The following is a 21164-nucleotide window of genomic DNA, read 5'->3' as shown; positions in this document are numbered from 1 at the left end:
TTTCCACTTCGCTCGAAAACGCTTTAGTCGGCGACCGCCTGCGCCGGGGCGATGTTTCCGATCATCGTCTCGATCTCCGCCTTCACGAGATCCGGCACGGCGTTCTGCACCATGTGGCCGAGATCGGGCAGCACGATCAGCTTTGCATTCGACACCGCCGCGGCGAACGGACGCGCGTGGATATTGGTTCTCACCGTCTTGTCGGGCTCGCCGGCGATGATCGTAACAGGCGCCGTGATCGCGCCATAGCGCGCGACTTGCGCGGCGACCGACTCCTTCAGCGTCACCAGATCATAGGCATTGGCGATGAACTCGCGCGGGCGCAGCAAGAGCGGCGTCGCGGAGTCCTGCACGAAACCATCCGGCATGGTCTGCGGCAGGAACACGTTGCGGGCCCCGGCTTCGGTGATGAAATAGCCGAGCGGCAGCGTGATGGTGTAGGCGAGCAGCGGGCCGATCACGGGCGTTGCGATGATCTCGTTGTAGCGCCCGACACCGCCGCGCCAGGGATGCGTGACGGGCGCGAGCATCACGAGACCTGCCACGCGGCGCGGGTGATCGAGCGCGATCCGCGCGCCGAGGGCGCCGCTCCAGGAATGCACCACGAAGACCGCGCGATCGATCCCGAGCTTGCCGAGCGCCTCGTCGATCATGCGCGCCTGAATCTGCGGCGTCGAATCCTGCCGGCTTGCGCGCGTGCTCCAGCCATGGCCGGGGCGGTCGATCAGAATCACGCGATGATCCCGGGCGAGGAGATCGCCGAGCGGCCGCCGCATCGCTTCGAGGTTGGAGCTCGCGCCGTGCAGCATCACGATCGGCGGGGCGGCCTCGCGCGGGCCGATCTCGACGACGTGAAGCGCGGCGCCCTCGACATCGACCATGCGCCCCTGCGGCGGAAAGGCCCGCTGCACGGCGACGATTCCGGCCTGCGTGAGCAGCGCCAGCAGGACCAGCGCCGTCACGACTGACATCACGATCATGGAGAGAATCCGGGTGATCCTGGGCACGGGGCAGTTACGGGTCTGCTCGGCCGGCAGTTTCGCCGCCGGCGGTGCGCGCTTCCACTGAAAATGCAGGGGCTGTGGATATGTGCATAATTGCCGATCGAGAAAACTCAATGAAATCAGGGCTATTCAAAGCCGCACGCAAGCTTCGGACCAGCTTCATGCGGGCGTCATCGCAGCTTCCATATAATCGCCATGGTCGGTTCCGCCATCTAGGCGCGGGTGGGCGCCGATCCTCCCCGCAACATCAGGGGGATGCGGGAAAGACCGGCAGGATTGTCCTGGTTTGAACCGGAGAATTTCGATGAGCTTCAGATCGAACGATACTGCAATCGACGAAATCGTCGCGAGCTGCAACGGCGACCTGCGCGGTGCGGTGCGGGCGCTGCTCCTGATCAACGAGCATCTCGAGACCGAGCTGGCAAAGGCCTACGCCGCAGCCGCCGACCGCGGCCTGGTCGAGCGCGGCAGCAGCGTGCTGCATTAAGCGCAGCCTAGTTCGCCCCCTCCTCCTGCTTTTCTTCCTCGGGCGTGACCGGGGGACAGACGCGAATCGTCGAGCGCGCAAGCTTGGCATCGGCCCTGGACTTGTAGGGACCGTCGCCGAACCAGATGTCGCCAATGATGACTGGATTGCTGGTCACGATGGCGCATTTGCCGGTGGCACGGTTGCCGACCACCCAGAACAGTCCGTCGGCGAAGCTCACCGTCCCCGACGCGAGCAGCAACGTCGCTGCGACCATCAAATCCTTCATGGCTTTCGCTCCTGCCATGCAGGTAGGCCTGCAACAGGCCCCGCAATAGTCCTTGCAACGCCCCGGCTCGGATCGTGGTTAATCCGCGCCGGCCGCGATCGCTCAAGAAATGATCGAGTTATAGCTAGATGTCGCGGCCTTCGACCTTTTCGGTCAGCGCCTTGACCTGGTCGGGGATCTTTTCCAGGTGCGGATTGACGGCGAGCGCCTTGCGGTAGGCCTCGAGCGCGCGCCTCTCGTCCCCGACCTCCTGCATGATCATGCCGAGGCCGGCGAGCGCGCCGAAATGGCGGGGCTCCCGGATCAGCACTTGCTGAATGTCCGCGAGCGAGCGGCCATAATCGTTCTGCATGTAATAGAGCGTCGCACGCCGGTTCCAGGCCTCGATGTAATCGGGCCTGAGCTTGATGATCGAATCCAGGAGCTTGATCGCGACGTCGATCTTCTTCGCATCGACGGCGGTCTTGGCGCGAGACATCAGGAGCGCGGCGGTGTCGCTCGGGGTCTGCAGCCAGATCGCCCAGATCCGCGCCTCGACATGCTTGGCGCTGGCCTCGTCGGGCGCCGCCTTTAGCGCGCCGAACAGGAAATCGAGATTCTTGCTGCGGTCGACCTTCGGCAGCTTTGACGGCGCCTCCGGCAGCTTCTTCTGCTTGCCGGGCGGCTCGACCTGCTGGGCCAGGGCCGCCGGCGCAAGGCCGGCGGTTCCCAGCACGAGGGCCAGACACAGGGTGCGCGCGAAACGGAATCTCACTGCCATGGTGGAAGTCTAAACGCGCAAAGCCGCCCTTGCAAAGCAAAGGCGGCGTCAAACTCGTGTGAGACCGTGATCTTGCGGGGCGCGCGAAGGCTCCCGGCGGGGCGTGATCAGCCGCTCAGATCAGCCTTGGCGCGCCTTGAAGCGGCGCTGCACCTTGTTGATCACATAGACCCGGCCCTTGCGGCGGACCAGGCGGTTGGCGCGATGGCGACCGCGCAGCGATTTCAGCGAGTTACGGACCTTCATGGCAGAATCCTGAACGTTCGAAAGGCCGTGTTCGGCACTACCGTTTCGGCACGCGCGAATGTGGCAAAATGAGATTTTTCCCGCTGGCGGACCGACCGCCCGGGACGGAGCGGTTCTTAAGGCATGGCGGGAGGTCATGTCAATGTTAACTGCCAGGCTCCCAACGAGCAAAATCGCGAAAACAACCCCATGCACAGTAGAAGCGGCCGGATCGGCCCGATCCGGCCCATTGGAGGTCAGGCCCGGCAAAGACTGTCGCTACCTGCGCTTTCGCCGCCACCAGCGCCTTGCCAAATTCGTTATATCCTATAATCAATTCGGCAACCCGTCGGGAGGACACCCATGCCGAAGCTGAAGCTGCCTGATATCGACAAAGTCGTCGCCATCGACATCCACACCCATGCCGAGGAGCCCTGCGGCACCCATCCCGACGACGGCTACGACGATTTCCAGGCGCAGATGGCGGAGTATTTCAAGTCGCCGCACAAGCATCCGCCGACCGTGCCGGAGACCGCGGCCTATTACCGCTCCAAGAACATCGCCGCGGTGATCTTCCCTGTTGATGCCGAGCGCGAGACCGGCTTCCGCCGCTACAAGAACGAGGAGATGCTGGAGATCGCCTCCGAGCATCTCGACGTGCTCATCCCCTTCGTCTCGATCGACCCGCACAAGGGCAAGCTCGGGGCCCGCGAGGCGCGCAAGCTGATCGAGGAATACGGCGTACGCGGCTTCAAATTCCATCCGACCATGCAAGGCTTCTACGCCAACGACCGCATGGCCTATCCGCTCTACGAAGAGATCAACAATGGCGGCGCGATCGCGCTGTTCCACACCGGCCAGACCGGCGTCGGCTCCGGCATGCCCGGCGGCATGGGCATGCGGCTGAAATATTCCAACCCGATGTACATGGACGATGTCGCGGCCGATTTCCCCGACCTCAAGATCATTCTCGCCCACCCATCCTTCCCCTGGCAGGAAGAGGCGCTCTCGGTCGCGACCCACAAGCCGAACGTCTACATCGACCTGTCGGGCTGGTCGCCAAAGTATTTCCCGCCGATCCTGGTGCGCTACATCAACTCGATTCTCCAGGACAAGATGCTGTTCGGCTCGGACTGGCCGGTGATCACGCCGGACCGCTGGCTGTCGGACTTTGCCAAGATCCAGATCCGCGACGAGATCCGGCCGAAGGTGCTGAAGGCGAACGCAAGGAAGCTATTGGGGATCTGAATAGGCGCTCAACGATCTGCGCACCGCATTGAGGGCTTCGATCCCTGTGATCGAAGCCCTCTTGCTTAAGAGCCTCAGACCTGCGCGAGGCCTCCATCGACAAAGACCTCACCGCCGGTCATGTAGCTGCTGTCGGAGGACGCCAGGAATGCGGCCACTGCCCCGGTCTCGCTGGGGTCACCGACGCGCCCGATGGGCGTCGAGCTGCCGAGTGCATCGAATGCTTCCTCGCCCACCACCTCCAGGGCCAGCTCGGTCCTGGTCGGTCCCGGCGACAGCACGTTGACGCGGATGCCCGTGCCGCGCAGGTCCAGCGCCCAGCTCCGCGCCAGATTGCGGATTGCCGCCTTGGTTGCGCTGTAGATGCTGAATTGCGGCGTTCCCATCACGCCCGTGCTCGAGCCGGTCAGGATGATGGACGATCCCCTCCGCATCAGCGGCAGGGCTTTCTGCACGGTGAACACCAATCCTTTCACATTGACGTCGAAGATGTGATCGTAATGCTCGACCGTGATCTCGCCGAGCGGCGCAAACGCCCCGGTCCCGGCATTGGCGAACAGGACGTCGACATTGCCGCGTTCGGCTTTCACCGTCGCATAGAGTCGGTCGAGGTCGGACAGATCGGTGACCGATCCCCTCACGGCGCGCGCCGAGGACCCCAGCTGCGCGAGCGCAGCGTCGAGCTGCGCCTGCCGCCGCCCGAAGATGTAGACGAACGCGCCTTCATCGACGAACCGTTTGGCGGCTCCGAGCCCGATGCCAGTCCCGCCGCCCGTCACCACCGCCGTCTTGCCTTGTAGTCTGCTCATGATGTGCTCCCTTCATTGAGGTTGCACTGAGCTGGCGGCGTACCTACCTAAACACAAGTATGCACCTTTTGGTAAGTACCCGAAAAATGTCGTCAGATCGTTCAGACCTCATCTCCTCGCCAGCGCAAGCCCAAGCAGACGTCCAACGTTGCACGCCGAACCTGCCCGGCTTCACGTGCGGCCTCGATGCGACCTTGCGGGTCGTCGCGGGCAAGTGGAAGCCGCTGATCCTGTACTTCGTCGCCCAGGACGGACCGACCCGTTACGGCGAACTCCGGCGCGCCATACGCGACGTCAGCGACAAGGTGCTGATCCAGCAGCTGAAGGAGCTGGAGGCCGATGGCCTGGTGAAGCGGACCGACTACAAGGAGGTGCCGCCGCGGGTGGACTATAGCCTCACGCCTCTGGGCCAGAGCCTCGCCGAGGCGCTGGTGCCGCTCTGCACATGGGGCACCGAGCACATGGCGGAGGTCAGCCGGGTGTTTGCTGAAAGGGCGACCTGGCCGCGGCCAGGACGTCAGCCGACTGGCTAGCTTGCGCTGCGCTTCGTGCGGGGTCTGCTACGCCCCTGATAGCAGCATGTTGCCACAGCTCAGCCGGAGTCCGCTTGGGCCACAAGCGAAGGTGCGCTGAGTGAAGCGCAAGGGCGGCACTGAGCACTCGATAGGCGTCAATGCCACCTTTTCCGATCAGTGGGGCGGGATCCTGATCTGTCGAAATCGATGTGTGACCGAACTATGCATTGCGACAGCAAGCAATCAGAGCGGGGCTCCGACAATTCGGGAGACGTTGGCGTCAGTAAACCGGGGGACGTCGGACATAACTGCGTCTGTTTCGGCGGATGCAAGCGCAGCGTGAAGCGCAGCCTCATCGCGAAACCGATAAATTCCCACGGAAACATCTGCCGCATCGGCGTCTCGGGGGAAGAAGGCGGCGGCACTTTCGAGGCCATGCTTCTGCCAGCTTGCGAGTGCCAACGGCAGGTGCACATCGACATAATAGTCACGATCGAAATACGTGCCGCCGCTGCAGATCACTACCATTGTTGCATTTGTCATGGACCGGCTTTCTCACTCATCGACATTGCCTGTAAACTTATAGAACCCTGCGCCATGTTCGCACTTGGGACGCGGCGGCCGCTGCTATTCATGATCACGATCGACATGTCGGTCGTTCCGCCCCTTCGCAGGCAAAGGAGCGCCGCTACCCGATTCAACCCAAACCATTGGAAATCGCCCGGTGTCACCTCGCTCCGCCGGATCGGGCGCATATCTCGGATAAGGCAACGGGCCCCGATGGACCGCTGTCCCGAAGGGTACGCTGGCCCGGCGCCGAGCCAGGCCATGCATCTGGTATGTCGACTGTTCAAGCCGGTGCTCACCCCGCTCCTCTCAATCCTGGTCTTGCCACCTCCGCAAGTCCGTCTGATCGTGGTAGGGCATACGATCCGGCGTGGTGATGAATTCCATCGTCGTGCCCCAAGGCATCTGACAGTAGCAGACCTTGTTGCCCGGGCCTTTTTCAGTCGCATAGGGGATTGCCCGCGGCGCCGTGAGCGACTTTCCGCCCGCCTTCTCGAAGCACGCGACAGACGCGTCGATGTCGTCGGTGTAGAGCGCGAAATGCGTGATGCCGAAGTCGCTCGCGCGGATCGGCTGAGCTTGTTCGGGGCCGTGCATTTCGAAGAGCTCGATATCGGGTCCGGTTCCGATCTTGACCATCGCCTGCGCACGCACGACCGTTCCGGCAAACGCACCGACGGCCCGCTCGAATTCGGGTCCCTGCCGCGGCGGATCCTGCGGTCCGAAGGACTGGTAGATCACCTGGCCGCCAAAAGCTTCCACCAGGAACGATTTTGCTGCTTCGATGTCGGGCACCGTGATGCCGATATGATTGACGCCGCGAATGACGGGTGTGGTCATGACAAGTCTCCTTTGCTTTTTCGTTCGATCCATCGCGATCGCTCCGGCGCAGTTCGCCCGCAGCTTGCGGTATCCTCCCCCATGAGGGCGCGGACGCCGATTTCAACTAGCCCTGAGAAACTCGATCAGAGCGGCTGCGACTTCATTCGGCCGCTCGTCCGCGACATAGTGGCTGCACCGCGCGATCGAGCCGCCCCTCACATCGGTGGCGAACTCCTTGAGCATCGGCACCATCTGCGCACCGAAGCGCTGGTCCCCACCCAGGCCAAGCACCGGCATCTCGAGCGGTTGCTTCTTGTACTCGAGCGCAGTCGCATGATCGGCGGCGAGGGTGCGGTACCATTCCATGCCGCCACGCGTGCGGCCAGGAAGCGCCATCGCCTTGGCGTAGATCTCGATGTCCGCCGGGTTGAAGGTGCCGTGGTCGTAGAACCGCTCAGCCATAAAGGTGAAAACGTAGTCATATTCACGGCCGTGAATCAGGCGCTCGGGCAGGTCCCGGTTCATATGGAAGCTGAAGTGCCAGAGCCTTGCGGTGGTCGCCTCCCATCCGGTCCACCCGGGAAGTGGAACGTCGAGGACGGCCAGCTGGGTAACAGCCTCCCGATGGTTGGCGGCCTGCGGCAAGGCCACCATCCCGCCGATGTCATGTCCGCACACGGCGTAGCGTTCATGCCCAAGGGCAACCATCACTTCATGCGCGTCGCGCGCCATTGTCGCTTTGTCATAGCCGTCGATCGGGCAGTCGGAAAAGCCCGCGCCGCGCAGATCCATGGCCACCACGCTGAAGTGCTCGGCCAGCAGCGGCATCACCTTGTGCCATTCCCACCATGTTTCCGGCCAGCCGTGAAGCAGAAGGATCGGCGGGCCTGAACCTCCCGTGACGGCGTTGATCTTGATTCCATTCACCGGCACCAGTTGCTGGGTAAACCCCTTCAAAGCTGCGATCATGGTCGCTTTCCAGTCAGATGTTGACGCTCAAACAGAGCTCATGGCCAGCGCTCAGGGCCGGTCGAAATCGGTGGCGATCGTGATGTCGCGCCACGCGTCGATATCGTTGCGGAAGGTTGCGAGCTTTCGCTCGGCGATCGCGTGTGCGATCGGACCGAGCGGCAGATGAAGCGGGGCGTCATCGGCGTCGACTGCCTGCAGGAGCACGGCGATCGCCTTGTCGGGATCGCCCGCCTGGCTGCCGTTGTTGGTTTCGCGATAATGCTTGCGCGAACTCGCGGCGTATTCCGGCATCTCGTTGGCGGCCATCGTGATCGAACGGCCAAGGAAATCGGTGCGAAACGGCCCAGGCTCCACGATCAGCACGCGAATGCCGAAGGGCTTCAGCTCGCCGGCGAGCGCTTCGGAAATCCCTTCCACGGCAAACTTGGCCGCGTTGTAATAACCCGCGCCACCGCCGCCCGCGATGCCCGCGCCGGACGACATGTTGACGATCGTTCCGCCCGATCGTCGCAGGACCGGCAGGGCGGCTCTGGTGATTTCGACCAGACCGAACACGTTCACCTCGAACATCGGCCGATATTCCTCGGGCGTGCCTTCCTCAATCGCGCCGAACAGTCCGTAGCCGGCATTGTTCACAAGCACGTCAAATCCGCCGAAGGTCTCGACCGCCTTCTCGACCGCTGCCTTGGCTGCCGCCGCATCGGTCACGTCGAGTGGTAGAGTGATCATGCGGCCCTCGAAAGGCTCTGCCATTCCTCGATCGTCTCGACATTGCGCGCCGTCGCGATGACCTGATCCCCGCGCTGTGCCGCAGCGAGCGCGAGCCGCTGGCCGAAGCCGCTGGAGCAGCCTGTGATGAGCCAGGTTTTCATTGCTTCTTCTCCTAGTTGTTTCAGCCGACGCCACGCTGGCGCCGTCGAGAGCCGTCATGTCCGGCATGATCGACCAGTGCTTCTGCCGGGGCAGGCCGGGACAGCTTTGCTGGAGCTCCTAGCGGCACAGCTTCAAGCATCGGGAGCCCGCGTTCTGCTGCCCTGAATAACGACGACGCGACTTCCGATCTTCACCCGGCTATAAAGATCGACGATGTCCTGGTTGATCAGTCGAATGCATCCGCTTGAAACGGCGCCGCCGATTGTCTCTGGCTCGATCGTTCCATGAATGCGGAACAATGTGTCCCGATCGCCCTGATAAAGATATAGAGCGCGGGGACCAAGCGGATTGCCAAGGCCGCCCGCCATTCCGCTGGCGAGATGTCGATACCGCGCCGGCTCCCTATCCATCATGTTCTTAGTCGGACTCCAATGCGGCCATTCTGCCTTCCGCTTAATGGTAGCAGTGCCCGCAAAGGCAAGACCCTCTTTGCCAACCCCAATGCCGTAGCGCATGGCCTTCCCGCCACCTTCCACCAAGTAGAGGTGACGAGCAGCCGTATCTACAACTATCGTCCCGGCCGGCTCACCCGTTGGATAGTCCACGCGCTGGCGCGGCATCGCTGAATCGATGCCGGATATGTCGACCGCTGGTATTGTGTGAAGTCCATCGATCAGCTGCGCGTACGAGGCAGACGTTCTGCTGATTTCTTTCTCAACCAGACCGCTGCTACTGGCGCAGCCCGATAGAAGGACCGCCATTGCACCGATCACTGAGAGGCGTGCAAGGATTGCGTGTGAGTTCGTCATCTCGCTTCCCGAACTTATGCGCGTCTAACCGGATATGACGAGTTGCATGAGTGACGCCGAAGCCTCCAACCATCTCGAATGGAAGGCCAAGCCATGCCGACGAGAGAAATCCCTTGGCGGCAAATACGCGACCAGCAACGGCACACTCAGCTCAAGCCATCGCCGCGGGCGCGCCGCCGTTTCTCTTGTGAGATCTTCGAGCATTTCACCTCCTAAGGCCGCAAAGCCGACCTTCGATGCAACTGAAATAGAGACCGATTGGTTCCTAATTACGCTTTAAAAAACAGTTTCCATCAGGAGGTCGATATTTTTCAGCATTTCGTCGCGACGTGATCCAACTTTTCCAAGGACCCTCATGCCCTGGGCATGGGAGACGATAAAGTGCGCTATAACACCAGGGTCGCTACGGTTCTTGATTTCGCCGGCGGCTTGCCCTTTCGCTACCGTGGCAGCGAACAGGACTTGAAGCCTGGTGAAAAGACGCTTGATCAGGTCTGCGACGTCCGGATCTCCAGGCAACATCTCAGTAGCGGTCAATACCCCGAAACATCCGCGAACACCTTTGCTTCCAGAAGACAAATCCGCATACCGTACCAAGGCGTTGCGGATTGCCGCCTTCGGCGAAGGATCCGACCGAAGAACTTCTTCGACGTTCCGCACGCCCTCGTCCGTATAGAGTTTGAGGGCGCGCAGAAAGACAGATTTCTTATCGCCGAAAGCCTTGTAGAAGCTGCCCTTCGAAAGCTTCATTCCGTCAAGGAGGTCAGGCAACGATGTATCGTGATAGCCGCGATCCCAGAAGACCTGCATTGCGCGCCTTATCGCCTCATCGACATCGAACTCACGGGGGCGACCTACGGGGAGTTGAGAATTGCCGGGCATGATCCACGCAATATAGACCGATTGGTTCCGAAGTGCAAGCAGGAAAGATTTGAATGGTGTGAAACTTACCGAGCGCGCTCTTCGGACCGTTGCGGCGGCGAATAGTCTTAGAAAGCTGCGTCGATCGGACGAACCGACTTCGACTGGAAGGAAGTGCGCCGCGGGTGGACTACAGCCTAACGGCGTTAGGCCAAGCCCGCCCGCGCCCCGAGCCGCTCTCCACGTGAGCCACCGGAGCACATGCTAGGACTGCTGCGCTCCCTGGCTGTGAAGGCAGGAGCGCAAGGGTCTCTCAGCCATCGACGCCTACGGGCAGAGCCTCGGCCGATGATGCAAGAATGATAGCTTGTTCCAAGGATCGTTTCCGGGGAAATTGGGGTAGATCAGCTCGAACAGCGGTGCCGGAATTGAAGCGCAAGGGGAGCTCTTGTCACCAGACCGCCCGGAAGGACAGCCGATGCCCATCAAAGCCGTCGTCTTCGACGCCTATGGAACGCTCTACGACATCCAATCAGTCGCTGACGTCACCGAGGACGCATTTCCGGGCTATGGCGCGATCATCACGCAGGTCTGGCGCATCAAGCAGCTCGAATACACCTGGCTGCGCTCGCTGATGCGGCGCTACCAGGATTTTGACGCTGTTACCCGCGACTCGCTCGCCTATACGCTGCGCGTGCTCGGGCTGGCATATGAGAACGAGACGTTCGAGCGCGTGATCGAGAAGTATCTGCATCTCGATCTCTATCCGGATGCGGCGGAAACGCTCGCGGCCTTGAGACCGCGCAAGCTCGCCATCCTCTCCAACGGCAGCCCGGACATGCTCAATGCGCTGGTGCGCAATTCCGGGCTCGATGCCCTGCTCGATGCCACCATCAGCGTCGACGCGAAGAAGGTCTTTAAACCGGACCCGCAGGCCTATGAGCTGATCAGCGAGGTGCTCGGCACCGCGCCTGATGAGGTTCTGTTCGTCTCCTCCAATCCCTGGGACGCCGCCGGGGCAAAATCGTTCGGACTGAAGGTTGCCTGGATCGAGCGGGTGACGCCCGAAGCGATGGCGCTGGCTTGCGTCGAGAACGAACTCGTGGCACCGCTCACCATGTTCAAGGCGATCCGCACCCAGATGGACGAGCTCGGCTTTGAGCCGGATCATCGCGTCCGCGCCCTCTCCGAGCTGCCGGGAATCGCTTAGGGGTCGTCGCCCGCCTGTAAGATTGGAATGAGCTGCCCGGAATGAGCCTGGAATCCGTTCGCGCCTTCTTCGCCGAGAATGCCCCCGACATCTCCGTCATTGAATCCCCGATCAGCTCCGCGACCGTGGCGCTGGCGGCCGAGGCCTATGGCGTCGAGCCGGGAATGATCGCCAAGACGCTGAGCTTGCGGATCGGCGAGCGCGTGATCCTGATCGTCGCGGCCGGCACCTCGCGCATGGACAACAAGAAGGTCAAGGCGCAGTTCGGCGGCAAGCCGAAGATGCTGGGTCTGGAGGAAGTCGCCGACATCACCGGACACGAGGTCGGCGGCGTCTGCCCGTTCGGCCTGAAGTCGCCGCTGCCGATCTATTGCGACATCTCGCTGAAGGCATTCGACGTCGTCGTGCCGGCTGCCGGCTCGACCCATAGCGCGGTGCGCATCACACCGGAGCGGATGGCCGAGCTGACCGCGGCTGAATGGGTCGACGTCTGCGAGCACAGGCCCTGAGCGGCGCTATTCGTCCTCGTCGTAAGGCCGCTGTGGAGGCGGCGGAGCAATGTAGCGTGGTGGCGGTGCGGCCCGGCCGCGCGGAACCTGTTGCTGCGGCGGCATCTGGTTGCTGGACTGGAACACCGCACGGCAGCCGCTCGAGAGCTGTGGCGTATTCTGCTGCAAGCAGGCCACGATGCGGTTCACGTCGGGAATCTGATCGCTGCACAGGCGCCACACATCAGGTGTGCAGGCCATCTGCTGTTCCATCGTGCCGCGGTATTCCTGCGCGGATGCAGCGCTGTGCGCCATGATGCCGCCGACCGCAAGCGCCACACCTAGCGCGATCCGCTCTGTTCGCATGTCCAGATCCTTCCCAAGTCTCTCGAATTCTCTTCAATCAATGAGACGCGAGCTTGTTCTGGACCAACAACAAAATGTGAAAAGCGCGACTGGAACCATGGCAGCTCCCGCTAACGCCTTGGTCCGTGGCGCCCCAGCAACAGGGCAGAAGCAAACCGGCCTCTTGCGCCTTTCGCCATAAGGCATTTCGCCTGACGCCAAGAATCATGACGGCGCTCCCGCTAGCAATGGGCTGCAATGAGGGGAATGTCGATGCCGACTGCAAGACCGGTCTGTGCGCAAAACGTCGCCACGGCCGCAATCTTTCGCCGCAAGCTACTGGTCACCACCGCGCTGGCGCCCCTCGTGCTTGCCTTCCCGGTCCTGACGTCCAGCCCGGCGCGCGCCGCCTGCACCGTGGCAGGCACCGGCACGATCGGCGCGCTCAATTCGGGCGATGTCGCAACCTGCACCGGCCTCGGCAACACCGATCACATCAACGCCACCGGCGGCACCAACGTCACCGTCAATGTCGGCGACGGCACCACGACATCGCTGCTGCCCGGCGCCGGCATACCTGCGATCGTTTTCGACGCCACCATCGCCTCGCATGTCACCGTCAACAATCAGGCGACAGTCTCGACCTCCAGCGGAGCGGTCCTGCTCTCCAACGGATCGACCCACAACAATGTGACGGTCGCCGCCGGTGCGATCGCGGAGGGTACGGGCAACGCCGAAGCAGCCATCGTCATCGACAATTCGAACGACAACCTCCTCAACATTCGCGGGACGGCCGTCGGCACCGGAGGAAACACGACGGGACTGCGGATCAGCGGGACGTCGAGCGGCAATGTCGTCCTCGTCTATGACAGCGGATCGATCGGCGGCGGCCATACCGGCGTGCAATTCATCGCCGGCGGCAATTCGCTCGTCAATGGCGGCACGATCTCCGGCGGCTTCTTCCTCGCCATCCAGGGCTCTTCCGGCAGCGACACCATCTTCAACGCCGGCACCATCTCGGGCGGCGGCAGCGGAGCGATCGAGCTGAATGGCGGCGATGATCAGCTCGGCCTCGCGCCGGGCGCGACGATCACCGGGAATGTTCGCGGCGGGAGCGGTACCGATACGCTGAACTTCGGCAGCATTGGCAGCGCCATGTTCGACCTCGGCAATCTCGGCCCCGGCCTGCAATATGACGAGTTCGAGCAACTGAAGAAGAACGGCAACTCCGTCTGGACGCTGACCGGCACCACCGCCTTCAACGGCGCGACGACAGTGGACGCGGGCGGCCTGGTCGTGAACGGCACATTGCCCTCGGTCGTCACGATCAATGGCGGCTATCTCGGCGGCACCGGCACCGTCGGCGGACTCGTCGTCAACAATGGCGGCATGGTCGCGCCCGGCAATTCGATCGGGACGCTCAACGTCAACGGCAACGTCGCCTTCAATGCCGGCTCGACCTTCCAGGTCGAGATCAACCCCGGCGGCCAGTCCCACAGGATCGCAGCGACCGGGACCGCCACGCTCAACGGCGGTACGGTGCAGATCGTGCCGCTCGGCGCAGGCTTTATCGCCAACACGCAATACACCATCCTCACGGCGGCGGGCGGCGTCAGCGGCACGTTCGCCGCGCTCACGAGCTCTGGCAGCCCGCTAGTCACAGGGCAGCTCAGCTATGACGCCAACAACGTCTACTTCCTGCTGCAGCAGATCGGCGGCTTCGGAACGTTGTCGGGGCTGACGCCGAACCAGGCCGCGGTGGCCGGCGCACTCGACCAGGTACAGCTCGGCGGCGCATCGGGACCGCTGGCCACTGCGATCAACACACTCGCCGCGCTCAATACGCCAGGCATCAAGGCCGGCCTCGACGACCTGGCCGGTCAAATCCACGCCGATGGACGCCGCTTCGTTGCGGATCAGGCCGACATGTTCCAGAGCTTCATGTGGAATGCCGGGACGCAGTCGCGCGGCGAGACCGTTCGGATGACCGCGTCCGCCTACGCGCCGGAGCCCAGGGACCCGATCGGCAAGGCGTTGAACCGCCGCCGCGCGGCGCCGATGCAGAGCGTCTGGTTTGGCGGCTATGGTAATTGGGACAAGGTGGCCGCGAGCGACATTGCCTTCGGAACCAACACGACCATCGCCGGCGCCGCGCTCGGTGCCGACCTCTGGCACATGCCGGGCTTTACGGCAGGCCTCGCGGTCGGCGCATCGACCGGCCAACTGCGAATGACCGGCCGCGCCGACCGTATCGAGGCCAATGCCGGGCATGCCGGCGTCTACGCGCGCGGCGAAGCCGGCGGCTTCAATCTCGCATCGGCGATCAGCTATTCCTTTGCGGCGCTCGACTCCTCGCGCACGATCGCGTTCCTCGGCGAGACGGCAACTGCCGCCTCGCGTGCAAACACCTTTGCCGCTTCGCTGGGCATCTCGCGGCCGTTCCAGACCGGATGGGGTCTTGTCGCCGAGCCCTTTGCCAAGGCTGATTGGTACGCGACACGCCAGGGCAGTTTTTCAGAGGCAGGTGCGCCGGGGGTCAATCAGCTGGTGCGAGGCGGCAGTTTCGACCTCGGCTATGGCACGGCCGGCCTGCGCGGCAGCCAGCGCATGATGATGCCGAATGGCCACGCGGCACAGTTCGGCGCGACCATTGCCGTTCGTCATGAGTTTACCGGCAGCGCGGCAACCACGACGGCGGCGCTGGAGGGCGCACCCGGCATTCCGTTCGCGATCACCGGCGTCGAGCGCGCGCGCACGGTGGCGCTTGCCGGCGCCGAAATCCGGTGGGACCTGACGACCGCGACATCGTTCAAGGCCTCGTACGAGGGCGCGTTCGCGCCGGGATACGACCGTCACACGCTGCGCGGCCTGGTCCGCAGCGAATTCTGAACGGCCCTACTCCACCTTGCCGATCTTCTTCACCGCCGCGATCAGCCGCTTGCTGTCGGTCGCGACGAACTCAGAGAAGGCCGGCGCGTCCTGATAGGCGACGAGGCTGCCCGAGGTCTCGAATGCCTTGAGCACATCAGGGCTCGTCATCACTTGCGTCATCGCCTCGCGCAGGCGGATCGCGATCGGCGCAGGGAGAGCGCTCTGCGCGAACAGCCCGGCCCAGATGTAAAACTCGACATCCTTGTAGCCGAGCTCCTGGAAGGTCGGCACATCAGGGAAGCTCGCGATGCGCTGCGCGCCGCAATTGCCGAGCACGCGCAGCCTGCCGTCTTCGACCTGCGGCTTCAGCGTGCCAGGTGCGGCGGCGATCGCCTGCACGGTGCCGCCGAGGATCGCGGTCAGCGCAGGACCTGCACCGCGGAACGGCACGTGCAGCAGCTTGATGCCAGCGCTGTTTGCGAACATCTCCATGGCCACGTGCAGCGTGCCGTACGGCCCGGACGAGCCATAGGCGATCTGGCCCGGCCGCTTCTTCGCATCCTCGACGAAATCCTGCGCGGTTCTCCAGGGCGCCGAGGCCGGCACCGCGAGCAGCGTGGGATCGGCGAGCACGCGCGCGATCGGCATGAACTGCGAGACCTCGTAGGCGACGGGTCGGTCGAACAGCCGGTCGGCCTCGGGGAGCACCGCGAGCGAGGACAGCGTCATCAGCAGCGTGTAACCGTCGGGCTCGGCACGCGCGGCCGCGGCATTGCCGACCGATCCGCCGCCGCCTCCCGCCCGGTTGTCGACGATCACAGGCTTGCCGAGGATCCGCTCCAATGCCGTCGCGACCGGTCGCGCAGCGAGATCGGCCTGTCCGCCGGCCGGGAACGGAACGATCATGGTGATGTTGCGCGAGGGGTAAAGAGCTTGGGCAAAGCTTGATCGAGAGCAAGCGGCCTGTGCTAGGGGCAGCACGGCAGCGGCCTTCAGAAGTTCGCGGCGGTTCATTGGTGGGTACCTCCCCGATTGTTTTCGTGATTGGGAGGCAGCCTAACCGGAATGGATTGTGTTGCGATAGCCGTGCGCTTGCACCCTCCCCGGCGGGGCCTGGAGGGGGCGGCCGGTTGGCCGCATCTCCCCAACTACTGCGACTGCAACAGGGTGGGCAGGCTCTTGTCGAGGACGTTGCCGAGCAGTTGCCGCGTCGACGCGCGCATCACTGGATTGTTGGCGGCTTCCGGCGGTTCTGGCCACTGCGCCCAATCGATACGCAGCGTCGGCGGCCCGGTCATAAAGTTGCTTCCGCTGATCGAGCCTTCGCCGCTCTTCAGAATATCGAAGCTTTGCCCGTCATGAACGTAGATCCGTATGACCGCGTAGATGTCGGCGATGTCGTACAGCGGGCTGACCTTCATGACACCGATGCCGAAGAATCCACCCTGGCGTATTCCCTTGATCACGACGACATAGCGTTTGCATCCGGCCTGACCGGCAACTTGGCGGACGATGGCGCCGGCCTTGTCGCTGCGAACGAACATGCCAAGCCCGGGATCGTAGGAACTGAATGCGGATCTATCGGCAGCGATCCTGCGGACGACAAAACCAGAGCCGACCGCGGCCCTCACACGTTCGACAACGAGGTCATCGAGCCCGAAACCGTCGACCGGAACCTCCTTGTTCTCGTTGCCGAACACGGTCACGCCGATCTTCTTCACGATGAAGCGATCGCCCAGCAGCGATATCACGCCGACGCACGGTCCTGCAGCTTGCGGCGTGGACTGCGAAGCAGGTGCCGGCTTGGGAGGCGCGTTCTTTGCCGGCTTGGCAACCGTCGCCGGCTGGTTGGTTTGCGCCTGCGCGGGGCCGGCCAGGCACAGTGCGAAGAGGAAGAGGCAAATAAGACGAAGCATCATGTAGCGGTCGTCGGGTTGTTGAGAAACGGGAAGCAGGAAACAGAACGCGGCGCGGGTATAGACAACAAAGTTCATGACCGCAACGCGAGGGCCCTAGCGTTTCTTCAACTTGGCAAACTGCCTGGGCAAAAACTCCGTCAGCGGCAATGCCGCAGCCGCACGCAAGAGACCGCGTCGATCCATGATTTGCCCTCGCCTGATTTTCTTGTTTCGCTGCCAGGCTAACGCGCCAGGCGGCAAGAACAAGACGTTTACGAACCGTTAGCCATATCGGGCTCCTTCAGGAACGCATGTCCGGGCCCGCTGTTGCCTTCCCAGGGAGAGTGGATGATGCGGAATCTGGCGACTATCGACGTTGCGCTGGACGAGATGCTGGTGAATCTCGCAGCGATCGTGTTGCGGCTTTCGACGCCCGAATTGACGGGAACGCCGGAAGCGCGGCGCGCGCTGGCGCGATCCGTCCATCAATATGGTGTGTGTGCGGCGCGGTCGAGCGACCCACGCGTTCACGAATTGAAGGCGCAATTGGAGGGGACGCTGAAGCCAAGCCTGCGCGTCGTCGCGATCCATGGCGTGAAGGTGTCGTAGTTCGTCATTGCGAGGAGCTCTTGCGACGAAGCAATCCAGAATCTCTCCGAGGAGACATGCTGGATTGCTTCGCTGCGCTCGCAATGACGGAGAGCGTTGAAGCCGCGCGCGCTCCTACGACGCTTTGCTTTTCCCGCGCGGCCGCCGCTTGCATGTGCCCGGCAGCTTCGCTGCCAGGAAATCGGCGAGCGCTTCGACGCGCGCGGGGCGGGGGCCGCCGGGCGGGGTAACGAGGTGCACGGCGCCTTCGGCCTGCTTCCAGTCCTTCAGGATGACTTCGACCTCGCCCGACGAGATCGCCTCGCCGACGATGAATTCCGGCAGCTCGGCGATGCCGAGCCCCGCGATCAACGCCGGCATCACGGCTTCGCCGTTGTTGACGCGAAGCTGGCCGCCCGGGCGCACGCTGGCCTGCTCGCCGGCCGAATTGGTGTAGTGCCAGGCGTTGGGCGTGGAGAGATAGGCGTAGCTGAAGCATTTGTGCGCGGCGAGATGCATCGGGTGCGTCGGCCGGCCGTGCTTCTTGAGATAGGACGGCGCGGCGACCGTGTAGCGCGGCATGGTGAAGAGCCGCCGCGCGATCAGCGAAGAGTCCGGCAGCCGCGCGATCCGCACCGCCATGTCGAAACCTTCGCCGATCAGGTCGACGGTCGCATCGCTCAAATGCAGATCGACGGAGACTTCCGGATAGGCCTGGAAGAACTCGGGCAGCAGCGGCGCCACCGCCTTGATGCCGAACGTCATGGGGACGGCGAGCCGCACCAGGCCGCGCGGCGCCACCGACTGCGCCAAGGCCTCGTTCTCAGCGGCCTCGCCGTCGGCCAAGAGGCGCGTCGCGCGTTCGGCCAGCTTGTGGCCGGCATCGGTCAGCGCGAGCCGGCGCGAGGTGCGGTTGAACAGCCGCGCGCCGAGCCGCTCCTCCAATCGCGTGACCGCCTTGGACACCGTGGCCTTGGACATCCCAAGCTCGCTCGCAGCCCCCGCAAATGATCGCAGCTCCACGACTTTGGCGAAGATCGCGAGCGCTTCGAAATCTGGAAGTTTTGCCATGGCAGCCGGTCCTGATGGGGCATTTAAGGAAACAATGCGTTTCGACAGTTTCTATTTCTATACCACAGGCGAAGGCTTATCCAACAGGTCAATCCGACATCAAGGAATTGCACAGATGATCGAACTCAGACCTTTCGAAAAGCTCGGCGGCGCCGATCACGGCTGGCTCAAGGCCAAGCATCATTTCTCGTTCGCTGGCCATTACGACCCGAACAACATGGGCCACGGCGCCTTGCGGGTGTGGAATGACGACGAGATCGCGCCGAACACCGGCTTTCCCGCCCATCCCCACGCCAACATGGAGATCATCACCTATGTGCGCGAGGGCGCGATCACCCATCAGGACAGCCTCGGCAACGAGGGCCGCACCGAAGCGGGCGACGTGCAGGTGATGAGCGCCGGCAGCGGCATCCGCCACTCCGAGTACAATCTCGAGCCGACCAGGACGCGGATCTTCCAGATCTGGATCGAGCCGGCGATGCGCGGCGGACAGCCGACCTGGGGCTCGAAGCCGTTTCCGAAGGCAGACCGCTCCGGCAGGCTCGTCACCATCGCGAGCGGCTTTGCGGGCGACACGGACGCACTGCCGATCCGCGCCGATGCCCGGGTGCTCGCCACCACGCTGAAGGCGGGCGAGAGCGCGGAGTATGAGCCGCAGACGTCGCGGCATCTCTACCTGGTGCCGGCGGCAGGCGTTGTCGAGGTCAACGGCGTCCGCGTCAATGCCCGCGACGGCGCCGCGATCCGCGACGAGGCCAAGCTGAAGATCACGGCGCTCGAAGATTCCGAGCTCGTGCTCGTCGACGCGGCGTGACGAACAAGCAACCAATCACCTCACCCAATCCCAACGGAGACCACCATGACCAAAGTTCTCGTCCTCTATTATTCCGCCTATGGCCATATCGAGGCGATGGCCAATGCCGTCGCCGAAGGCGCGCGCGAGGCCGGCGCGACCGTTGACATCAAGCGCGTGCCCGAGCTGGTGCCGGCCGAGGTCGCGAAAGCCTCTTACTACAAGCTCGACCAGGCCGCGCCGGTCGCCAAGATCGAGGACCTCGCCAATTACGACGCGATCATCGTCGGCACCGGCACCCGTTTCGGCCGCATGGCCTCGCAGATGGCGAACTTCCTCGACCAGGCCGGCGGGCTCTGGGCCAAGGGCGCGCTGCACGGCAAGGTCGGCGGTGCCTTCACGGCCACCGCGACCCAGCACGGCGGCCAGGAGACCACGCTGTTCTCGATCATCACCAACCTGCTGCATTTCGGCATGGTCGTGGTCGGCATGAACTACGGCTTTGCCGGCCAGATGAAGCTCGACGAGGTCACGGGCGGTGCGCCCTATGGCGCCACCACGATCACCGGCGGCGACGGCAGCCGCCAGCCCAGCGCCAACGAGCTTGCCGGCGCGCGTTATCAGGGCCGCCAGATCGCGGAGACCGCCAAAAAGCTGCATGGCTGATGCAACCCGGGCGGCATTCTCAGTCGGGGAATGCCGCCCCAATCCGGAATTGGGATACGGTCACCGCTAAATCTGCGTGATGTCGGCGTGAGGCCGAACCGGCTCCGTCGGTAGAGGTGCGGGCGCCGTCGAAAGCCACCAGCCCTCGCCGGCAAACCAGCATGTCTCGTCGGGGACGCCCTCTCTCCGCAACGACTGCACCCCTTCCCAACCTTTCGTGAACGCCTCGCCCAATCGCCCGCCGGCCTCGGCATCCTGCAATCCCGCGCAGCCGATGAATTGGGCGCGGCTGAGGAATTTCGCCGGCCAGATCGCACCGTCATCCGGCCGCGTGATCATCAACATGCCGCCGTACATGCCTTCGGGCGCGAGCGGAAACACCAGCCGCCCGCCGGGCCGCAGCGCATCGAGCCATTCCGCCGCCGGCTGCGCCGCGCCCGCGCAGACATAGATCACGTCGGCCTCCGGCAGATCCGCCGCGATGCCCGAGCGTCCGCGCACGTCCACATGGGCGACGTCCTTCAGATTGTCGCGCGCAAGTCCCACCAGACGTTCATCGATCTCATAGGCGTGAACGCGACCGTCGGGACCGACGAGATGCGCGAGAATTGCGGTGTAATAGCCGCTGCCGGCGCCGATCTGGACCACGGTCTCGCCTTCCTTCACGGCGCAGCCATTGAGCCAGTAGGCGTGCGCACCGGGCATTCCGATATTGAGACCGCGCGCCGGGTCCAGCGCCAACAGCGCGTTCTGATAGAGGAAGGCGGGATCATCGTCAGGCGTGACCACATAGGGATGACCGCCGAGACAGATCGACCACGGCCCGGGCCCGGCGAACGGCTCGCGCCTGATGGTCCGAAAGGCCTGTTCGAGGCGAGGGTCTGCAGCCTTCGCAGCACCGCAAATCAACTGCGCATAGAATGCACGATATTTTGCCGAACGGTCTTCCATGTCGCCTCCGCGGAATGGAAGCGACGATAACACAACGAGGACGATCATCGGAAGGCTTGCGCA

At 63.5% G+C, this 21164-nt stretch carries 25 protein-coding genes and 1 pseudogene; 10 read left to right on the top strand and 16 right to left on the bottom strand.

Annotation, left to right across the window (positions count from 1 at the left end; translation table 11 throughout):
- Positions 1-23: 23 nt before the first annotated feature.
- Entirely contained in the window at positions 24-980 is a 957-nt protein-coding gene (locus tag I6F33_RS02240; RefSeq protein ID WP_035997467.1) for an alpha/beta fold hydrolase, read from the bottom strand.
- 328 nt (positions 981-1308) lie between these two features.
- Here I6F33_RS02240 and I6F33_RS02235 point away from each other — a divergent pair, with 328 nt between their 5' ends.
- Positions 1309-1491 (top strand): hypothetical protein, encoded by a 183-nt coding sequence (locus I6F33_RS02235; RefSeq protein ID WP_028180446.1) that lies wholly within the window; start codon positions 1309-1311, stop codon positions 1489-1491.
- Positions 1492-1498: 7 nt separating this feature from the next.
- Here the strand turns inward: I6F33_RS02235 and I6F33_RS02230 are convergent, their stop codons facing one another.
- From I6F33_RS02230 to ykgO, 3 genes are all read right to left on the bottom strand, one after another.
- Positions 1499-1759, bottom strand: a complete 261-nt coding sequence (locus tag I6F33_RS02230; protein WP_225140927.1) for a hypothetical protein — start codon at positions 1757-1759, stop codon at positions 1499-1501.
- A gap of 124 nt (positions 1760-1883) precedes the next feature.
- The gene (locus I6F33_RS02225; RefSeq protein ID WP_057028269.1) at positions 1884-2519 is read right to left on the bottom strand and encodes a tetratricopeptide repeat protein; all 636 of its coding nucleotides are present in this window, start codon (positions 2517-2519) and stop codon (positions 1884-1886) included.
- Positions 2520-2639: 120 nt separating this feature from the next.
- Positions 2640-2765 carry a type B 50S ribosomal protein L36 gene (gene ykgO / locus I6F33_RS02220; protein WP_006611362.1) on the bottom strand — a complete coding sequence of 42 codons (126 nt, stop codon included), beginning with the start codon at positions 2763-2765 and terminating at the stop codon, positions 2640-2642.
- A 342-nt stretch (positions 2766-3107) separates the two neighbouring features.
- Here ykgO and I6F33_RS02215 point away from each other — a divergent pair, with 342 nt between their 5' ends.
- Positions 3108-3992: an amidohydrolase family protein gene (locus I6F33_RS02215; RefSeq protein ID WP_225140925.1), complete on the top strand. Its 885-nt coding sequence runs from the start codon at positions 3108-3110 to the stop codon at positions 3990-3992.
- Positions 3993-4066: 74 nt separating this feature from the next.
- Here I6F33_RS02215 and I6F33_RS02210 read toward each other — a convergent pair whose 3' ends face one another.
- Positions 4067-4801: an SDR family NAD(P)-dependent oxidoreductase gene (locus tag I6F33_RS02210; RefSeq protein ID WP_225140924.1), complete on the bottom strand. Its 735-nt coding sequence runs from the start codon at positions 4799-4801 to the stop codon at positions 4067-4069.
- A gap of 161 nt (positions 4802-4962) precedes the next feature.
- Between I6F33_RS02210 and I6F33_RS02205 the strand changes: the two genes are divergently transcribed.
- Entirely contained in the window at positions 4963-5334 is a 372-nt protein-coding gene (locus I6F33_RS02205) for a helix-turn-helix domain-containing protein (protein WP_225141297.1), read from the top strand.
- Between the two features lie 225 nt (positions 5335-5559).
- Here the strand turns inward: I6F33_RS02205 and I6F33_RS02200 are convergent, their stop codons facing one another.
- The 5 genes and pseudogenes from I6F33_RS02200 to I6F33_RS02180 all read right to left on the bottom strand — a co-directional run bounded on the left by I6F33_RS02200 (position 5560) and on the right by I6F33_RS02180 (position 9359).
- Complete coding sequence (locus tag I6F33_RS02200) at positions 5560-5859, bottom strand: hypothetical protein (protein WP_225140923.1); 300 nt, start codon at positions 5857-5859, stop codon at positions 5560-5562.
- 333 nt (positions 5860-6192) lie between these two features.
- Positions 6193-6723 (bottom strand): VOC family protein, encoded by a 531-nt coding sequence (locus tag I6F33_RS02195; RefSeq protein ID WP_225140922.1) that lies wholly within the window; start codon positions 6721-6723, stop codon positions 6193-6195.
- 102 nt (positions 6724-6825) lie between these two features.
- Complete coding sequence (locus I6F33_RS02190; RefSeq protein ID WP_225140921.1) at positions 6826-7674, bottom strand: alpha/beta fold hydrolase; 849 nt, start codon at positions 7672-7674, stop codon at positions 6826-6828.
- 51 nt (positions 7675-7725) lie between these two features.
- Positions 7726-8549, bottom strand: a pseudogene (locus tag I6F33_RS02185) (oxidoreductase).
- Between the two features lie 132 nt (positions 8550-8681).
- A complete protein-coding gene (locus I6F33_RS02180) occupies positions 8682-9359 on the bottom strand; it encodes a L,D-transpeptidase (RefSeq protein ID WP_225140920.1) in 678 nt (225 codons plus the stop codon).
- Between the two features lie 46 nt (positions 9360-9405).
- Between I6F33_RS02180 and I6F33_RS02175 the strand changes: the two genes are divergently transcribed.
- On the top strand, positions 9406-9639 hold the full coding sequence (locus I6F33_RS02175) for a hypothetical protein (RefSeq protein WP_225140919.1): 234 nt from the start codon (positions 9406-9408) through the stop codon (positions 9637-9639).
- Here I6F33_RS02175 and I6F33_RS02170 read toward each other — a convergent pair.
- Positions 9636-10244 carry a TetR/AcrR family transcriptional regulator gene (locus I6F33_RS02170; protein ID WP_346657199.1) on the bottom strand — a complete coding sequence of 203 codons (609 nt, stop codon included), beginning with the start codon at positions 10242-10244 and terminating at the stop codon, positions 9636-9638. The genes I6F33_RS02175 and I6F33_RS02170 overlap by 4 nt on opposite strands.
- A 454-nt stretch (positions 10245-10698) precedes the next feature.
- Here I6F33_RS02170 and I6F33_RS02165 point away from each other — a divergent pair, with 454 nt between their 5' ends.
- Together I6F33_RS02165 and I6F33_RS02160 are read left to right on the top strand one after the other, a co-directional pair.
- Entirely contained in the window at positions 10699-11430 is a 732-nt protein-coding gene (locus I6F33_RS02165) for a haloacid dehalogenase type II (protein ID WP_225140917.1), read from the top strand.
- 41 nt (positions 11431-11471) lie between these two features.
- Entirely contained in the window at positions 11472-11939 is a 468-nt protein-coding gene (locus I6F33_RS02160) for a YbaK/EbsC family protein (RefSeq protein ID WP_225140916.1), read from the top strand.
- 6 nt (positions 11940-11945) lie between these two features.
- Here I6F33_RS02160 and I6F33_RS02155 read toward each other — a convergent pair whose 3' ends face one another.
- Positions 11946-12284 (bottom strand): hypothetical protein, encoded by a 339-nt coding sequence (locus I6F33_RS02155; protein WP_035997417.1) that lies wholly within the window; start codon positions 12282-12284, stop codon positions 11946-11948.
- 252 nt (positions 12285-12536) lie between these two features.
- On the opposite strand from I6F33_RS02155, the gene I6F33_RS02150 reads away from it, so the two are divergent.
- Positions 12537-15152: an autotransporter domain-containing protein gene (locus I6F33_RS02150; protein WP_225140915.1), complete on the top strand. Its 2616-nt coding sequence runs from the start codon at positions 12537-12539 to the stop codon at positions 15150-15152.
- A 6-nt stretch (positions 15153-15158) separates the two neighbouring features.
- On the opposite strand, the gene I6F33_RS02145 is transcribed toward I6F33_RS02150, so the two are convergent.
- The gene (locus I6F33_RS02145; RefSeq protein WP_225140914.1) at positions 15159-16148 is read right to left on the bottom strand and encodes a tripartite tricarboxylate transporter substrate binding protein; all 990 of its coding nucleotides are present in this window, start codon (positions 16146-16148) and stop codon (positions 15159-15161) included.
- Positions 16149-16282: 134 nt separating this feature from the next.
- Entirely contained in the window at positions 16283-17128 is an 846-nt protein-coding gene (locus I6F33_RS02140) for a hypothetical protein (RefSeq protein ID WP_146207665.1), read from the bottom strand.
- Between the two features lie 255 nt (positions 17129-17383).
- Between I6F33_RS02140 and I6F33_RS02135 the strand changes: the two genes are divergently transcribed.
- A complete protein-coding gene (locus I6F33_RS02135; RefSeq protein WP_036021169.1) occupies positions 17384-17641 on the top strand; it encodes a hypothetical protein in 258 nt (85 codons plus the stop codon).
- Positions 17642-17755: 114 nt separating this feature from the next.
- Here I6F33_RS02135 and I6F33_RS02130 read toward each other — a convergent pair whose 3' ends face one another.
- A complete protein-coding gene (locus I6F33_RS02130) occupies positions 17756-18691 on the bottom strand; it encodes a LysR family transcriptional regulator (RefSeq protein WP_035997402.1) in 936 nt (311 codons plus the stop codon).
- Between the two features lie 115 nt (positions 18692-18806).
- Here I6F33_RS02130 and I6F33_RS02125 point away from each other — a divergent pair, with 115 nt between their 5' ends.
- Both I6F33_RS02125 and wrbA read left to right on the top strand, forming a co-directional pair.
- Positions 18807-19505 carry a pirin family protein gene (locus tag I6F33_RS02125; protein ID WP_225126563.1) on the top strand — a complete coding sequence of 233 codons (699 nt, stop codon included), beginning with the start codon at positions 18807-18809 and terminating at the stop codon, positions 19503-19505.
- A 45-nt stretch (positions 19506-19550) separates the two neighbouring features.
- Complete coding sequence (wrbA, locus tag I6F33_RS02120) at positions 19551-20150, top strand: NAD(P)H:quinone oxidoreductase (RefSeq protein WP_057028278.1); 600 nt, start codon at positions 19551-19553, stop codon at positions 20148-20150.
- A gap of 66 nt (positions 20151-20216) precedes the next feature.
- Here the strand turns inward: wrbA and I6F33_RS02115 are convergent, their stop codons facing one another.
- Positions 20217-21101 (bottom strand): protein-L-isoaspartate O-methyltransferase, encoded by an 885-nt coding sequence (locus I6F33_RS02115; RefSeq protein ID WP_225126564.1) that lies wholly within the window; start codon positions 21099-21101, stop codon positions 20217-20219.
- Positions 21102-21164 lie beyond the last annotated feature (63 nt).

Origin of the sequence: Bradyrhizobium sp. BRP20, assembly GCF_020194215.1 — a bacterium.
GTDB lineage: Bacteria > Pseudomonadota > Alphaproteobacteria > Rhizobiales > Xanthobacteraceae > Bradyrhizobium > Bradyrhizobium yuanmingense.
The sequence above is the reverse complement of the archived record's forward strand: the minus strand, read 5'-3'. Positions and strand labels throughout refer to the sequence as shown.

What these genes read in the sequence shown, in the direction of transcription:
- I6F33_RS02240 (WP_035997467.1), bottom strand. Translation starts at nt 980, where the DNA reads ATGATCGTGATGTCAGTCGTGACGGCGCTGGTCCTGCTGGCGCTGCTC.
- I6F33_RS02235 (WP_028180446.1), top strand. Translation starts at nt 1,309, where the DNA reads ATGAGCTTCAGATCGAACGATACTGCAATCGACGAAATCGTCGCGAGC.
- I6F33_RS02230 (WP_225140927.1), bottom strand. Translation starts at nt 1,759, where the DNA reads ATGAAGGATTTGATGGTCGCAGCGACGTTGCTGCTCGCGTCGGGGACG.
- I6F33_RS02225 (WP_057028269.1), bottom strand. Translation starts at nt 2,519, where the DNA reads ATGGCAGTGAGATTCCGTTTCGCGCGCACCCTGTGTCTGGCCCTCGTG.
- ykgO (WP_006611362.1), bottom strand. Translation starts at nt 2,765, where the DNA reads ATGAAGGTCCGTAACTCGCTGAAATCGCTGCGCGGTCGCCATCGCGCC.
- I6F33_RS02215 (WP_225140925.1), top strand. Translation starts at nt 3,108, where the DNA reads ATGCCGAAGCTGAAGCTGCCTGATATCGACAAAGTCGTCGCCATCGAC.
- I6F33_RS02210 (WP_225140924.1), bottom strand. Translation starts at nt 4,801, where the DNA reads ATGAGCAGACTACAAGGCAAGACGGCGGTGGTGACGGGCGGCGGGACT.
- I6F33_RS02200 (WP_225140923.1), bottom strand. Translation starts at nt 5,859, where the DNA reads ATGACAAATGCAACAATGGTAGTGATCTGCAGCGGCGGCACGTATTTC.
- I6F33_RS02195 (WP_225140922.1), bottom strand. Translation starts at nt 6,723, where the DNA reads ATGACCACACCCGTCATTCGCGGCGTCAATCATATCGGCATCACGGTG.
- I6F33_RS02190 (WP_225140921.1), bottom strand. Translation starts at nt 7,674, where the DNA reads ATGATCGCAGCTTTGAAGGGGTTTACCCAGCAACTGGTGCCGGTGAAT.
- I6F33_RS02180 (WP_225140920.1), bottom strand. Translation starts at nt 9,359, where the DNA reads ATGACGAACTCACACGCAATCCTTGCACGCCTCTCAGTGATCGGTGCA.
- I6F33_RS02175 (WP_225140919.1), top strand. Translation starts at nt 9,406, where the DNA reads ATGAGTGACGCCGAAGCCTCCAACCATCTCGAATGGAAGGCCAAGCCA.
- I6F33_RS02165 (WP_225140917.1), top strand. Translation starts at nt 10,699, where the DNA reads ATGCCCATCAAAGCCGTCGTCTTCGACGCCTATGGAACGCTCTACGAC.
- I6F33_RS02160 (WP_225140916.1), top strand. Translation starts at nt 11,472, where the DNA reads ATGAGCCTGGAATCCGTTCGCGCCTTCTTCGCCGAGAATGCCCCCGAC.
- I6F33_RS02155 (WP_035997417.1), bottom strand. Translation starts at nt 12,284, where the DNA reads ATGCGAACAGAGCGGATCGCGCTAGGTGTGGCGCTTGCGGTCGGCGGC.
- I6F33_RS02150 (WP_225140915.1), top strand. Translation starts at nt 12,537, where the DNA reads ATGCCGACTGCAAGACCGGTCTGTGCGCAAAACGTCGCCACGGCCGCA.
- I6F33_RS02145 (WP_225140914.1), bottom strand. Translation starts at nt 16,148, where the DNA reads ATGAACCGCCGCGAACTTCTGAAGGCCGCTGCCGTGCTGCCCCTAGCA.
- I6F33_RS02140 (WP_146207665.1), bottom strand. Translation starts at nt 17,128, where the DNA reads ATGAACTTTGTTGTCTATACCCGCGCCGCGTTCTGTTTCCTGCTTCCC.
- I6F33_RS02135 (WP_036021169.1), top strand. Translation starts at nt 17,384, where the DNA reads ATGCGGAATCTGGCGACTATCGACGTTGCGCTGGACGAGATGCTGGTG.
- I6F33_RS02130 (WP_035997402.1), bottom strand. Translation starts at nt 18,691, where the DNA reads ATGGCAAAACTTCCAGATTTCGAAGCGCTCGCGATCTTCGCCAAAGTC.
- I6F33_RS02125 (WP_225126563.1), top strand. Translation starts at nt 18,807, where the DNA reads ATGATCGAACTCAGACCTTTCGAAAAGCTCGGCGGCGCCGATCACGGC.
- wrbA (WP_057028278.1), top strand. Translation starts at nt 19,551, where the DNA reads ATGACCAAAGTTCTCGTCCTCTATTATTCCGCCTATGGCCATATCGAG.
- I6F33_RS02115 (WP_225126564.1), bottom strand. Translation starts at nt 21,101, where the DNA reads ATGGAAGACCGTTCGGCAAAATATCGTGCATTCTATGCGCAGTTGATT.